Origin of the sequence: Glutamicibacter sp., assembly GCF_032154645.1 — a bacterium.
In the GTDB taxonomy this organism is placed as follows: Bacteria; Actinomycetota; Actinomycetes; order Actinomycetales; family Micrococcaceae; genus Glutamicibacter.
In genome coordinates, this window is sequence record NZ_JALDXV010000022.1 from 21791 (window position 1) to 36383 (window position 14593).

The 14593-nt window shown below is 56.8% G+C and carries 12 protein-coding genes; 1 reads left to right on the plus strand and 11 read right to left on the minus strand.

Annotated features, from left to right (window positions below; genetic code table 11):
* Positions 1-48 precede the first annotated feature (48 nt).
* From RUH64_RS14700 to coaD, 11 genes are all read right to left on the minus strand, one after another.
* Positions 49-3786 (minus strand): CDP-glycerol glycerophosphotransferase family protein, encoded by a 3738-nt coding sequence (locus RUH64_RS14700; RefSeq protein WP_313814385.1) that lies wholly within the window; start codon positions 3784-3786, stop codon positions 49-51.
* Between the two features lie 282 nt (positions 3787-4068).
* Positions 4069-5328 carry a CDP-glycerol glycerophosphotransferase family protein gene (locus tag RUH64_RS14705; RefSeq protein ID WP_313814386.1) on the minus strand — a complete coding sequence of 420 codons (1260 nt, stop codon included), beginning with the start codon at positions 5326-5328 and terminating at the stop codon, positions 4069-4071.
* A 68-nt stretch (positions 5329-5396) separates the two neighbouring features.
* Positions 5397-5858 carry an adenylyltransferase/cytidyltransferase family protein gene (locus RUH64_RS14710; RefSeq protein ID WP_313814387.1) on the minus strand — a complete coding sequence of 154 codons (462 nt, stop codon included), beginning with the start codon at positions 5856-5858 and terminating at the stop codon, positions 5397-5399.
* Positions 5859-5928: 70 nt separating this feature from the next.
* Positions 5929-6819 carry a glycosyltransferase gene (locus tag RUH64_RS14715; RefSeq protein WP_313814388.1) on the minus strand — a complete coding sequence of 297 codons (891 nt, stop codon included), beginning with the start codon at positions 6817-6819 and terminating at the stop codon, positions 5929-5931.
* Positions 6820-6855: 36 nt separating this feature from the next.
* Positions 6856-7677, minus strand: a complete 822-nt coding sequence (locus RUH64_RS14720) for a CDP-alcohol phosphatidyltransferase family protein (protein WP_313814389.1) — start codon at positions 7675-7677, stop codon at positions 6856-6858.
* Positions 7674-8711 (minus strand): glycosyltransferase family 2 protein, encoded by a 1038-nt coding sequence (locus RUH64_RS14725; protein ID WP_313814390.1) that lies wholly within the window; start codon positions 8709-8711, stop codon positions 7674-7676. Before RUH64_RS14725 ends, RUH64_RS14720 begins: the two co-directional genes overlap by 4 nt.
* 12 nt (positions 8712-8723) lie before the next feature.
* Complete coding sequence (locus tag RUH64_RS14730) at positions 8724-9443, minus strand: ABC transporter ATP-binding protein (protein ID WP_313814419.1); 720 nt, start codon at positions 9441-9443, stop codon at positions 8724-8726.
* 148 nt (positions 9444-9591) lie between these two features.
* Positions 9592-10470: an ABC transporter permease gene (locus RUH64_RS14735; protein WP_313814391.1), complete on the minus strand. Its 879-nt coding sequence runs from the start codon at positions 10468-10470 to the stop codon at positions 9592-9594.
* A 115-nt stretch (positions 10471-10585) separates the two neighbouring features.
* Entirely contained in the window at positions 10586-11653 is a 1068-nt protein-coding gene (locus RUH64_RS14740; protein ID WP_313814392.1) for an LCP family protein, read from the minus strand.
* Between the two features lie 115 nt (positions 11654-11768).
* Positions 11769-12671 carry a UTP--glucose-1-phosphate uridylyltransferase GalU gene (galU, locus tag RUH64_RS14745; RefSeq protein WP_313814395.1) on the minus strand — a complete coding sequence of 301 codons (903 nt, stop codon included), beginning with the start codon at positions 12669-12671 and terminating at the stop codon, positions 11769-11771.
* Between the two features lie 73 nt (positions 12672-12744).
* Positions 12745-13215: a pantetheine-phosphate adenylyltransferase gene (gene coaD, locus RUH64_RS14750; RefSeq protein ID WP_313814397.1), complete on the minus strand. Its 471-nt coding sequence runs from the start codon at positions 13213-13215 to the stop codon at positions 12745-12747.
* Positions 13216-13327: 112 nt separating this feature from the next.
* Between coaD and RUH64_RS14755 the strand changes: the two genes are divergently transcribed.
* Positions 13328-14536: an aminotransferase class I/II-fold pyridoxal phosphate-dependent enzyme gene (locus tag RUH64_RS14755; RefSeq protein ID WP_313814398.1), complete on the plus strand. Its 1209-nt coding sequence runs from the start codon at positions 13328-13330 to the stop codon at positions 14534-14536.
* Positions 14537-14593: the final 57 nt, after the last annotated feature.

Below are 14593 nucleotides of genomic sequence, written 5' to 3' on the forward strand. Positions count from 1 at the left end.
AAGACGGGCCCACGAGCGTTTTCTGTAGGGGTCTGCTGGACAGGGCCGCTAAACCTTGGCCAGCTCCAGCAGCTGCTCGAACTGGGCCAGCGCACCGGCCTGGTATTCGGCGGCGTCAAACTTCTTCGGCGCCTGGTAGCCGGCCAGCTGCTGCTCCATGCCGCCGACCAGGCCCTGTACGGAATTCTCCACGAGCAGGCCATAGCCTCCGACCAGGACACTGTGCGAGCCCACGACGTCGGTGGATACCGCCGGCAGGCCGAGCATGAGCGCCTCGACCATGGCCAGCCCCTGGCCTTCGTAATCCGAAGAGAAGACGAAGCAGTCCGCGCTCTTGAGGGTAGGGAACGGGTTGGCCAGTAGCCCGGTGATGGCTACGGCATCTTCCAGGCCCCTGGCCTCGATCTCGCGTTCCAGATCCGAGTGCAGCGGGCCGTCGCCGATCAGCAGCAGGCGGGTTTCCGGATGGCGCTGGTGGACCTCGGCAAAGGCTTCGAGCAGCTTGGCCTGTCCCTTTTCAGGCGATAGCCTTGCCATGTTGGCAAAGACCGTCAGATTTTCACCCTCGAACTCGTGGACCGGCTCGCCCAGCTTGGACCATGCCAGCGGCTTGTCCAGGTCCAGCAGGTTCTCCGAGACGGTGAACTGCGCCGGGTCCAGGCCGAAGCGCTCGGAAAGCTGCTCGCGGTTCAGGTCCCCCACGCTATCGGTCACCGAGACCAGCTGGTCGAAGTGCGGATAGGTGGCGAACAGGCCCGACATCGTGCCGAAGCGCAGCAGCCACTCGCCGACCATGTCATTGTGCAGGTACATCAGCGTCCGGTCTGCATGGGAGTGCGCGGCGGCGAACAACGCGGCCCAGAAGCGCGAATAGCCTTCAAAGTCGATGGCCGCGTCGAAGCGCAGGTCTCCGAATGAACGGTGCATTTCACGGGTCATGGTGCCCATGTGGATCTGCTCCGCGACCGGCGAAGCGTGGCCGCGCTGCGCATGGAACTGATCGGAGACCCAGCGCTCCTCTGCGGACATGGTAGTCGCCCCGGCGCGAGGCAGGATCCGCACGTGCTCCGGCAGGGATTCGAGAATCTGCAGGGCATCGGGGTTGTTGGCCACCGCATTGGTGTCCACCGCAATGGACACCAGATACTTCTGCGGATCCAGCGCGCTGATCAGGTTCGTGAAGGCGGTGGCGATGCCGTTGGGCTTGAACCCGCCCTGGTAGAACAAAAGCTTGGTGCGTTCTTCCACCGTCTGGTCCAGCAGGTGCGTATCGTCGCCAAAGAAAAAGAATTCGATGACCCGCCCGGTGGCGGCGCCGTCCTCCATCGGGGAGAACTCGGCGGCGTTCTGCGCGAAGTTGGCGTGGGCTTCCACGTCCGGGCCGGCCGTCAGGCGCTGCACCTCGGCGGCCACGTCCTGGATCTCGTCGTAGACATTTCCAGGCCACGTGTCGCGGTCGAAGTACAGGCCGCGCTCGGCCTCATAGGCTTCGTAGTCCGGGGTGTAGAAGACCACCGGGCGGTTCAGCGGCAGGTAGTCGTAGAAGATCGAGGAGTAGTCGGTGATCAGCACGTCGACTACTGCCAGCAGCTCGTTGGTGTCGATCGAGGCCGGAACTACCGTCGCATCCAAGTCTGCGTCGCCGATCAATTGCTCGGCAAAACGGTGGGCGCGGAAGAGCATGTGGTGTTCGCCCTCGGCCAGCTTGGCCAGGTCGTCGACGAGTCCCGCCACGTCATAGGAGCGGTCCTTGAGCTGGCCTCGCCAGGTCGGCGCGAAGAGCACGATCTTCCGGGAGCTGCCCGCGTCGATACCCAGCAGCTCCAGGATCTCGGCGCGGCGCTGGGTGCTGAGATTCAGCGTGCTGTCGATGCGCGGGCTGCCGGTCAGCGCGACCTTGCCCGGAAAGAGGCCGTCGAGGTCGTGGTCTACCGACAGGGTCTTGAAGGTGTGTTCGTTGGGCACCATCATGTGGGTGGTCGCCATGAAGTTGCGCTGCACGTTGCGGTGCTCAGCCACCCCGTCCTTGACCAGCTTGCCCATGAACTTCAACGGCGTTCCATGCCACGTGTTCAACACCTGCTGGCCCTCACGGCGCAGGAAGTAGGTGGGGAACGTCGCGTTGTTCACCAGGTACTTGGCAGTGCCCAGCATCGTGATGTACTTGTCCGAATGCTGCTTGACGATCGCCACATCTGTATCCTCGGCCAGTTGCTGCGGAATGGAGCTCTGGTCGTTGTAGACCCAGGCGTAGCGGAATCCGGCGAATCGTGGGTCCTGACGCATGGCCTTGTAGATGGCGAACGGGTGGCAATGCACGTTTTTTCCGTGGGAGGACTCGAAGAGCACCAGACGCTCATCCATGGGCTGCGTGTCGCGAGCATGGATGGCTAGGGCCCCGCGGCGCCGGCCCACGCCCTTGAGCGCGTCGCCGGTGCCTGCCACCGAGATTTCAGTGAACATGAGCATGTTCTCGAAGTAGCCGCAGGCAGTTTCGTAGTCGCCCAGCTTGGCAAAGGCGCGCCCGGCCCGGGCCTGCCAGCCGCGTTCGGTGGAGGAAGTATGCCACAGCGCCTGTGCGAACTGTTCGGCCGCTTCGGGCCAGTCGCCCGCGGTTTCCGCCGCCACACCCAGCTGGAAGTGCTCGTTGCCGCGAAGGCCTGCCCACTTGGAGTCCTTGTCCTTGCCGACGAAATGGCCCCACGCGTCGGCGGCCAGCAGGTACTGCTCGGCCGCACGCTCGAACTGGCCTTCACGCTGCAGCGAGTAGCCAAACCGGAAGTAGGGAACCTGAGGCTTTATCGCCTGCTGCTCGCCTAGTTCATAGACGAAGGCTTCATAGGCCGCCACCGCGTCGCGGTGCCTGCCGGCGCGGGCAAGCACGCGTCCGCGGGCGTAGCTGGACTTCACGCGGTCTTCCGCCGTGGCACCGAGTTTGGCCGCCGAGGCGTAGAATTCGGCCGCCTCGTCTAGCTTGAACAGGCGCGAGGCCACCTCGCCGGCCCGGTAGTTCAGGTTCCACCGCTTGACCGGGTCCCCGCCCAGTTCCAGCTGCCGCGTGTAGGATTCCAGCGCCTTGGCCCACTGCTCGTTGCGCTCGTGCAGCCTGCCGATGCCGGTCTGGTGCACCAGCTCGCTGTTGGAAATGGCCACGGCCTGGGCATAGGCCTGCTCCGCCTGATCGGCGACGCCCAGGGATTCCAAAGCCTGTCCCAGCGCGTAGTGGTACTTGAGTACATCGTCGTTCAGCTCGATGGCCTTGCGGTAGAAGCCTGCTGCCTGCTCGAAGCGGGACATGAAGCGCGCCGCTTCACCTGCGAGGTAGAACCATTCCGGCTCGCTCTCGTGCTGTTCCTGGTAGGCCTCGCGGATATCGAGCTCGCGCCAGCGCTGGCCGTGGTCCTTCAGGAAGGTTGCAATCGCGCCGCTGGCTTCGGGACTATCTGGGAAGTCGGCGAGCATCTGGTCCAGAATCGCCAGTGCCTCGTCGTTGCGGCGTGCTAGTCGGGCGCATTTTGCCCAGCGCACGCGCCAGGTGATCCGGTCAGGTTCGCCCTGGCAGGCGGCTTCGAAGAGTTCCAATGCGCGCTCATATTTCTTCATGCGCTGCATGTTCAAGGCCAGGCTCTGGATCCACCCATAGCGGTACGGCTGGCGGGCGATTGCCCCCTCAAGATGGACCACTGCATCCGAGTATTTCTTGCACTTGTACAGACTCAGGCCATAGGAAAACTGCACTTCAGGTGCCTTGGAGACTTTGAATCCCAGTACTTTCTTGTAATACAAGGCGGAAATTCTAGCCCTCTTGATCCGGTCAATCCGACGACCAAGGCTTAAGACAACACGGGTACGAAATGAGTTCACGAGCAACCTTCATGGTGAATAAAAAATTATGCTGCCAAGACTTTGAATCCGCCTGCAACTGAACCGGTCTTGAGCAAACATGAAATCTTCTCACATTCAGCTTGGTATTACCTTGAAATTAGAAGCTCTTTGCGTCAAATTCCTTGCTGAATGCAGTGTCCCCGGCGACTCATTGTCTCCGGGGACACCGGTGGTTTCCGAGTTCTAGCTATGCCATCCCTTGAATTCGGCCAGCTGGCCCTCGCGGGTTTCAATAAGATCGGCTACTACCTCTTGGAACCGTTCGGTGGACTGGCCCAGTTCCAGGTCGCCAAAGTAGAAATTGCGCATTTCCCGGCGCAGCTGGGCGTTTTCGTCCTTCAGCAGGCCGGTTTCCAGAAGTTCATCTACTCCGCCGATGCTGTCCTGGTCGATGACCGGGCAGGCTTGGGCGATGGGTGCATCGCGCAGCAGGCGTTCGCGGTTGCTGCGGCGGTCCGAGATGATCAGCGGCTTTTCGGGCTGCAGATACAGGTAGTCCAAGCCAACGCTTGAAACGTCGGTGATCAACGCGTCGGTCGCCTCGAACATTGCAAGAATATTGCCCCGCTCGGAGACGATGTGTTCGCCGCCTGCGGCATTCGCTTCGGCGATCAGCTCCATGATCTTGGCATGGCCTTCGGCAACGCCCGGGGTCTTGCTTTCCTCGACACGGGGATGCGGCTTGTAGATCACCCTGAACGCAGGGTTGGACAGCAGCGAAGCGACAATTGCCGTGCCATACAAGTCGATGGACGTGTAGTTGTTGTCTTCGTTCTCGCCTTCCCAGGTGGGAGCGTAAAGGACGTCGAACTTCCGGCTGGGTTCAAGTTCCGGCGCAAAGTTGATGTCGAGCTGCGGGCGGCCGACGACCACCAACTTGTCCAGGTCGAAATCGATCAACATGGCCTCGTGGCGCTTGATTGCCGCGGGGCCCGCGACAAAGACCTTGTCATAGGCCTTGGCCTTGTTCGACACCATTGACAGCTTGTCGCTCTCGCCATGGTTGACATGCACATGGACCAGGCGCGGGTGGTCCAGGGACTGGAAATTGCTACGCGAGTTGTTCACGTAGATCACCAGTTTGAGATCGTTGTCGTCATAGAGGTCCATCAGGTCCCCGAAGCGCCGGACGAAGGCGCGAGGCAGCGCGGAGATCTTTCCGGCGGCCTTATAAGCGCCCACGGATCGGAAGACCAGAAGAACTTCATGCTTTTCGTGCAGATCTTCAAGCACTGGAAGCCACTGGGTGAGCTGGTAGATCTTGTCCGCTCCATCGCCGAAATACACAGCAACGGTGCCAGGAATCGAGATGTTCGAAATTCCGACGCTTACCCCTGCAGGATTCGAGTTGAATCCCATCAGCTGCGAGGCACGCCGCACCAGCGGCTGGCGTCCCAGCGCATTGAGCGAAAGTCTGATACCGGCCTTGAACGAGGCACTCACTTCGTTGAACTTCCTTCTGTTTTCCTGGTCTTAGCGAAATTTCGATGGACGGGCTGCTGGTTAAGAACCTAGCTCAATTCCTTGACGATCTGGCTGAGCGTGTCAAGGGTGTTCTTCAGGGATTCGACGTGGCGTTCGTCGAATTCGCTGAGCACGCGCTTCATTTCGGTAGTCGAGATGCCTGCAGTGCGCGGCAGGTAGACGACCTCCACCTCATCGCCGAGGTCGTCGAAATGGCCCTTCCAGTCCTCGCCGATGCCGAAGACCTTTGCGTCGTACTTCTTGATGTCAAGACGCTTCTGCTCCCAGTTCTCCTCCGGGATCGCCAGGTCCACGTATTTGATGGCCTCGACGATCTGACGGCGCTGCTCGAAGGGAACCACCGGCTTCTTGCCCTTGATCGCGTTGAATTCGTCGGTGGAGACGCCTACAATCAGGCGGTCGCCCTTTTCCTTCAAACGCTTGAGAATGTTCAGGTGTCCAATGTGGAACAGGTCGAACGTGCCATAGGTCAGAACTGTTTTAGTCATGTTTACCTCCAAGCCACCTTCGTGGTGGATGTTCGTAGCTGTAGATTGTTCCGGGCTGTGCGCGGGGAACTCAGATGACCGGCGGCCTTCCGGCCAGGGTCATTCGAATCAAAGTCTTCCATTTAAGTTTAGGGCGAGGTTCCTTGTACCAAGGACTGCCCTTCCAGCCGGCGCGCCATCCGGACAGGTACTGCTGCACTGCGCTGCGGTTTCTGCGTTGGCGCAGGCATTCAATAAGCATCCAGGAGGTTGGGTATACCCACCTGAACGGCGCCGGCAGGTTGCGCCGGGCGAGCCACACGCGGTTGCGGGCATTCAGGCGGTAAAATTCGTCGTGGCGTCGCGGGTCGACGATCGGGTGTCCGATGCGCATATCCCCCGCATACCATACGTAGGTTCCGGTGTCCCAGACGCGCCAGGCTAGTTCGATGCCTTCATGTGCGTACCAGAATCCTCCGGCCCATCCCCCAGTTGCGTCGAAGAGTTCACGGCGGGTCACAAGACAGGTTTCCCCCACATGAAAAACCTTGCTCGGCTCGACTGCCGTGCGCTTATTCAACCGAGGGATCCACCGTGTCGGGTTCTGTTCTTCATGTTCTGGATCGGTGATGCGCGGCTGCAGCAGACCCATTTTCGGGTACTTTTCAAACCGGTGCACTGCGGTGATTAGGAAGTCCTCGTCCAGGAACCAGGAGTCATCATCGAGGAAACACAAATATTCACCCTGCACCTGACCGACGCCTGCGTTGCGTCCTGCCGGGATCCCTAGGTTTTCCGGAAGGAAGTGCGTCTTGAACGGTGCAGGGATATCAACCGGGTCCCAGCCGTTGCCGACGACCACGGCATCGATGAGCACGCCGCGCTGGGCCAAAAGCGAGTCGAGGGCACGCCGCAGTTCGGCTGGACGGTTTCCCATGGTCAACACGACCACGCCGATGTTCGGCTTGATTACTTTTGACATCAGTTCCTCAACGTTAAGTGGATGACTGCCGATGGGCTAGGCCTTCAGCCTGGCCGAGGCCATATTGGACAGGAAATGACCGATGTTGACCAGCACGCAGGCCGGCAGCAGAATCCAGATCATCCATTTCTCGGCCAGGCCCGGCACCCCAGCAAGCGCCGAAATGATAGCGCAGGCAAGGACGATCAGACTCAGTTCAACCGCGTGCAATAGTTTATGGAAAGGCATGAACCGGGCCAGCGACCGCATCCTGCCTACAAGGGTGGTTGTCGGTACGGCGCGTGCCGCCGCGGTATCCGGGAGCTTACCAAGTCCAGCCATGCCGCGGGCGGCATGAACCATCAGGGACTGCGAACGGTTCAGCACCAGTAACACCGACAGGCAGGCAGCCATGAACAGCGTCGGCCAAGCCTGGTCCGCCGGCGCCTCTACCACCGATAATTCCTTGAACACTCTGTAGCCCAGTGCGATGGGAATCAGAGCTTCGGTGGTGTGGTGGCCGACCATGTCGATGAAGATTCCACGCGGCGACTGCGTCCCGCGCCAGCGTGCAACCTCGCCGTCGGAGCAGTCGAAATACAGTTGCACTTGTGAAAAAAACACTGCGAGAAGCGGTCCCCAGACTCCAGGTATCAGCAATGCTAGCGACATAGACCAGCCTGCCAGGATCATCAGTCCCGTCACGCCATTGGCTGAGATCCTAGTGCGGACAAGTACGGCAGTGAGATAGATAGAGATATGGCGCAGATACAATTCTGCGGTCCAATGCTCGGCGTTCTTGCGGGCTCGGACCTCTGGCGGCTGACAAACTTCCCGTAGCTGATCCAAGGAGGGGTTCTTTGCTCGTTCCACGCTCACTTAACGCGGCCTCGATCCAGCGTGCCGGAGGCACCGACTAGACGGCCACGGACGTATCCGGCAGCCCATGGAAGGTGGATCAGTGGGTAGGCAACCGCGGTCAGCAACTTCTCTTTAAGCCCCTGTGCCGAACTGCGAAGACCGGCTACAAGGCAAACGCCCGCATATACAGCTGGCCCTGCTTGGGCAACGTTCATGAAAAAGTTCACGACTCCCGGGACAGAGTCTTGCACCACAGGCTTAACTAAGGTGCAGATAACTCCAATACTCAATACAAGAAGCATTAACGGCGGAATGTCATGACGCAGCGACTTTCCCTCTGGGAAACGGCGCGCGATTTCTCCTCGCCAGGTCCCGGAAGCGAATGACTGACTGATCAACGCCCCAAAGTTGTCCCGCGGATAATAGCCAACCTTCAGTTCAGGATCAAACCATACCTTGTAGCCTGCCTGGCGGATACGTAGGCAAAGTTCCCAATCCTGAGCCCGCCACATGGTCTCGTCGTAATATCCGACCTCATCAAAGATTTCACGTCGGAAAATACCCAAGTACGCTGATTCAGCTTCGCCCTCGGGCGCGCCGGAATGATACGCGGGGCCGCCGAAGCCGAACTTTGAATGATACGAAGCAGCGATGGCACGTTGCACTGGTGTCTTACCGCGGGCATCCATCAAACCGCCCACATCGTGTGCTCCTACCCTGAAGAGGGTATCTACTCCACGCTTGGTGTAATTCAGTGGAATCTCGCTGTGGGCGTCTACTCGAATGATGATCGAATGAACTGCCTGCTTAATTGCAAGGTTCAACGCCATTGGAGTGCGCCCCTGTGGATTATCAACCAAGCGGACTCGAGAATCCGCGTCAGCAATACGTTGAGCAACTTCGTCCGTGTTGTCGGTACTTGGACCGAGCGCCACGATGAGTTCCTTTGAACCTTCGTAATCTTGAGCGAGAATGCAGTCGATTGCCTCTTGCAGGTAATCGGCTTCGTTAAGCACCGGCATGATGTAAGAAACACCGGGATAATCAGTCATGCGTCCCTTACTTCACTTCTTGTGCTTCTGGTAGGCCTCGATCACCGTATCTGGATCGCCATCCATCTTCTGGACGCCCTTTTCAATCCAGATGACGCGGTTGCACGTGTCCTTGATGGAATTCATCGAGTGCGAGACCAGGAATACCGTTCCGGCATTCTCACGAATCTCACGAATCTTCGCTTCGCTACGCTTGCGGAATTTTGCGTCGCCTACGGCCAGAGCCTCATCAACAATCAATATGTCGTGCTCCTTCGAAGCCGCAATTGCGAACTTCAGGCGAGCGCTCATGCCAGAGGAATAGGTGCGCATCGGCAGGTCGATGAAATCTTCCAGTTCTGCGAACTTGGTAATCTCCTCGCGCATCTTTTCAACCTCTTGGCGGTTATAGCCAAGGGCCAATCCTCCGAGGGTAATGTTCTTGTCGCCGGAGAGATCTGGAATCAGCGCAGCGCCTACGCCCAACAGGCTTGGACGCGAACGCGCATAAACAGCGCCTGCGGCCGGAGGCGTCAGGCCAGTGATGGCGCGCAACAGCGTGGACTTGCCAGAACCGTTGGAACCAATGATTCCAATGGATTCGTTTTCATAGGCAACGAAGGAAACGCCCTTGAGCGCATGAACCGTGCGAACACCACGCATATTCGGTTGCATCAGACGACGCGCTCCAGCATTACCCACGGCCTTGCCACTTGAATAGACCTGATACTTGACGTGCAGATTATCGACCATGACCACGGGAACGCGCTCCGGGTCGACCTTGAGCGTTGATGTCTTGATGTCTTCCGGGCGAATGACATCAATAAACGAAGTGTCATCCGAGAAAATCGGTGCAGGTTCGTATTCGGGGTGTAGATCTGGATTGATCAGATCGTCAAAACTAATTGGCACGGCCGTAGCGCTCCTCTGCCTTCCAGAAGTACACCAGTCCAACGGCCAGCATCACTACCGACCAAACACCGACGACAACCCAAGCCATTGGATCATATGGGGCATCGTTCATGATCATTCCGCGGGCAATCTGAAGAAACTGGTACAGCGGGTGGAAATCAAAAAGTCTTACCAACCAAGGCCACTCGTTGAGGATTCGATCAACGCTGAAAAGCACACCTGAGGTATACATCAAAGCTCTGGTGATCAACGGAAGAATCTGAGTGAAGTCTCTTATATGTACGGTGATTCGCGCGCAAACCAGGGCTATGCCCATATTGAACACCGTCATCAGTGCAATGAGAGGAATAATCCCGAACCAGGACCACTTCGGTGTAGTTCCCAAAATCATGGCGTAAATGAACATAACCAATACCATTGGCATCAAGGTCAAGAGGTTCTGCGTGACCTGAGCAACCGGAAGCGTCAATCTGGGGAAGGATAACGATTGGACCAGCGCCTGATTGCCGGTAATCGACTTGGCCCCACCGTTCATCGAGGTGCTAAAGAACTCGAATAAGAACACACCGACAACCACGAAAACCGGGTAATCAGGACCCTTGGCCCCGCCCTGCAGGACGCCGAAGATCACGCCGTACATAATGGCGTTCATGGTTGGCTTAAGGACAACCCAGATCATTCCCAGACGGTTCTGTTGGTTCTGTCGTTGAACTCTGGCCTTTGCAAGCTCATAAATGAACTCACGACGTTCCCAAGTCTGCTTCAGATAGTTAGCCAAAGATGGTCGAGCACCTACGCGGTGCAAACCATACTGTTCGGCCTCCTCTGCGACTGTCATGTGTGAAATGTCCTCAATGTCTTCTGTCAACTACCATCTGGCCAAAAAGCACAGACACTTACTCAAAGTCTAGTAGATCTGAAGAGATTTCCAGATCACCACTCCCGATAGAACTGCCAGCTGTAGCGCCCATCACGCGAATCAATCACTCTTCCGGAGGATTGTCCTTCAGGTACTGGGCCATCGTGTCAGTTTTAAGTGCTTCGCTAATTTGCGCGATTGCGGCCTCGTTCGGCAACTCAATCGACTGCCCATCTAAGCTGGTTGATGAACCAGAGGTAGGCATCGTAAACATCTCCATATGGTCCGGATCAATGTTTTTCAGTTGCGTCCCCAAGCCAACCATGGTCGCCGCATCGAAGTTGTTGTCAAATGTGAGATACGGTGAGACTTTATCAACGATGTCATAGAGCTTGACCGGGTTGGTCAGCGTATCTTTCGATAGCATCTGGCTGGCGGTGGCGGCAATGAACTTCCGCTGATTGGCAACACGTTGATAATCGCCGTTGGTGAATGATTTGCGCTCACGTACAAAGCGCAACGCCCGGTCGCCCTCGAGTGTGATCTCACCTTTAGGATAGAAATAGTCGGTGTCGTTTGCAGTAAACGGGATGTCGTTTTTGACGGTTACTCCGCCGAGGGCTGTAGAGAGCTCTTTAAATCCATCGAAATCAATCATGGCGACATGGTCGATTTTCGTATCAAGCATGCCTTCAAGCGTCTGCATCAACAGGGGAACGCCTCCCAGGGACACCGCTGCGTTGAGTTTATTCTTGCCGTGTCCGGGAATGTCCACATACATATCGCGGACCGTTGACATGACATAGACCTGCGAACGATCTTCTGGAATGTGTACCAACATCATCGAGTCGCTGCGCTGGCTGACTGCCCCATCGAGTGCAGCAGATTGAGCCGAATCGTCGTCGGCGTGATCGACGCCGACAAGCAAAATATTCATTGAGCCATCGTCCGGGTCCTTGACCGGCCGCGCGTTTTCCTGCTCTTGGGTGAAGTTCAGGTCAACAGTATTCGACTTCGAATTAAAGGCATGCTGCAGGTTGAAAAGATAATATCCCGCTCCCAGGAGTGCCACAAGCACAACGGCAAGCAACGATAAGACTATGGCGCGTACCTTACGTTTCTTGCGTCGTGCTACTCCGAATTGGGCGCTTCTGGACGCAAAAATCTCGCGAGCTGGTTCTTCTTGTTTCATTCCTACCCCACCGGGAAATTCCGTGGAAGCCAACGGATCTTCCAGGTGACTTCGTGCAGTCAAAAAGACTACCCAAGATTATTGTGTGCATCCTGAGTAGTCTTTCCGCGTTTGCTTAGGCGTCGAGATTAGCGACAAATTCCTTGAGCCAGCTCTTCAGCCCATCACCGAGATCGTCATGGTCAACTGCAAGAGTGATGTTTGCCTGCAAATAGCTGAGCTTATCGCCCGTGTCATACCTACGGCCGTTGAAGATCACAGCGTGCACCCCCGAACCTTCGCCTTCCGCGGCAGCCAGTTCCTGAAGTGCGTCCGTGAGCTGAATTTCTTGACCCCGTCCCGGAGCAGTATGCTCCAAAACTTCGAATACACGAGGGTGCAGCAGGTAACGTCCAATGATTGCCAAGTTACTTGGCGCATCGACCATAGAAGGTTTTTCGACTAGGCCATTGACCTTGACATACTCTTCGCCTTCCACTGCGGTGACGTCGGCGCAACCGTAGGCACTGATTTGTTCGGGGGCCACTTCCATGAGTGCAATCACCGACCCGCCGGTCTTACGTTGCACCTCGGCCATGATCGTCAACAGCTCATCGCGTTCGTCGATGAGGTCATCCCCCAACAGGACAGCAAATGGCTCCTGTCCTACATGCTGCTTGGCACACAGTACCGCGTGACCCAGTCCGCGTGGATCGCCTTGGCGGACGTAGTGAATGTCACCGAGGTGCGTAGCTTCATGAACTGCTTCAAGCTTCTTCTTGTCGCCCTTTGCTTCCAGCGAGTATTCCAGAGAAGGGACACGGTCAAAGTGATCTTCCAGGGCACGCTTGTTGCGGCCAGTGATCATCAGCAAGTCGGTGAATCCAGCCCTGGCTGCCTCAGCAACAACGTATTGAATGGCAGGCTTATCAACTACCGGAAGCATTTCCTTCGGCATGGCCTTGGTGGCTGGAAGAAAACGTGTACCGAGCCCGGCTGCTGGAATTACTGCCTTGGTAATCGGTGAAGGGGATGTCATTTATTCAAATACCTTGTCTGTTGGAAGCTACAACTATTCAAGCATGCACATGCACCAGAAATAGTGCACCAACTCATTTCTTCAGTAGTCGTTTCATCACAGCACGGGGGAAATAGTCGGTAACGTCTCCGCCCAACACTTGCACTTCTTTGAGTAGCGAAGAAGAAAGATGCGTGAACCGCGTGTCTGCCTGCAAGAACACGGTTTCAACACCCGTGAGGTGGCGGTTCATTGTGGCCATCGGGATTTCATAGGCATAGTCGACCGTGCTGCGAAGTCCCTTGACGATGGCCTCGGCCCCCTGTTCCTTGCAAAAGTCCGCGAGCAAACCATTGCCCATCGGCAACGCTGAAACACCGCGCAGACCTCCGACGGTCTCTTCGACTATAGCGACGCGCTCCTCTTCGGTGAACCGATAGTTTTTGGCATAGTTGGTCGACACCGCCACGATAACCTCATCAAAGAGACTGGCGGCGCGGGCAATGATTTCTACATGACCGTTGTGAATAGGGTCAAAGGATCCGGGGCAAACGGCTCTACGCATAAGTCGAATGTATCAAGAACTTGCACGGAACAAAGATTGATCCCACCCACGACCCGCAAGCATTACGCTGACTGTAAGTTTATGTTTCGTTAACTGACTTCATAATGGACATATGAGCTTTGAATACACACCGTGGCAGCGCACAGCGGATTCAGCCAATCTCTTAGACTCCAATGGAACACCTCGTATCACGATTTTCGAAGAAATCACCGCGTTGGCGAATAAGCACCAGGCAGTAAATTTGGGGCAAGGCTTCCCGGACACAGAGGGCCCCGAGGAGATTAGGAAGATTGCTGTTGACGCAATTTTGAACGGCGCAAATCAATACGCTCCAGGATCGGGAATACTCGATTTACGCAACGCTGTGTGTGAACACCAGTTGCGGTTCTATGATCTGCCGCTGGATCCATTAACCCAGGTAGTGATTTCTACCGGCGCTACGGAGGCCCTCGCAGCTTCAATCCTTGCTTTTGTTGAACCGCAGGACGAAGTCGTGACGTTCGAACCATACTATGATTCCTATGCTGCGATGATCGGCTTGGCCAATGCCTGCCACCGGGTAGTTCAGCTTCGGCTCCCCGACTTCCAGCCGGACATTGAGCAGCTGCGTGCAACCGTGAACGACAAGACCCGTGTCATCATCGTCAATAACCCGCACAATCCCACCGGATCGATCCTCAGCGACGAGGTTCTGCAAGAGGTTATCAACCTCGCGCACCAACACGACTGTGTCATCATCTCCGACGAAGTCTATGAGCACCTTCGATTCGGCACTAGGCATACACCCATTGCCTCCCTGCCAGGAGGATTCGAACGCACCATCACCATTTCCTCTGCCGGCAAGTCGTTCTCCTTCACCGGGTGGAAGGTAGGCTGGGCCAGTGGACCGGAGCCGTTGATCACCGCGGTAAGAACTGTCAAACAATTTCTCACATATTCATCCGGTCCTGCATTCCAGCCGGCGGTGGCAGAAGCTCTACGCCTTCCGGAAGAGTTCTTCACCGGCTTCGCCCACCAACTCGGGCATGCCGGCGAACTTCTGGCTGCTGGTTTGGAAAATGCGGGGATTCCCGTCTACCGGCCGCAGGGTACCTATTTCTTGGTCGCTGATGTTGCGCAGTTGGGCTACGAGGATGCGACAGAAATTGCCCGTATTATGCCTGAACAACTTGGAGTGGCCGCGATACCAATGTCGGTATTTGTGCACGAGGAAAACCGAACTGCATATTCTTCCTTGCTTCGCTTCGCATTCTGCAAGAAAGAAGAAGTGATCGTTCAGGCAGTCCATCGTCTTCAAGGTCTTGGGGCGTTGCAGCGATGAGCGGAAAAATACCAACACGGTGGCTGGGCTTCGTCCAACAACACGCGACTATTTACG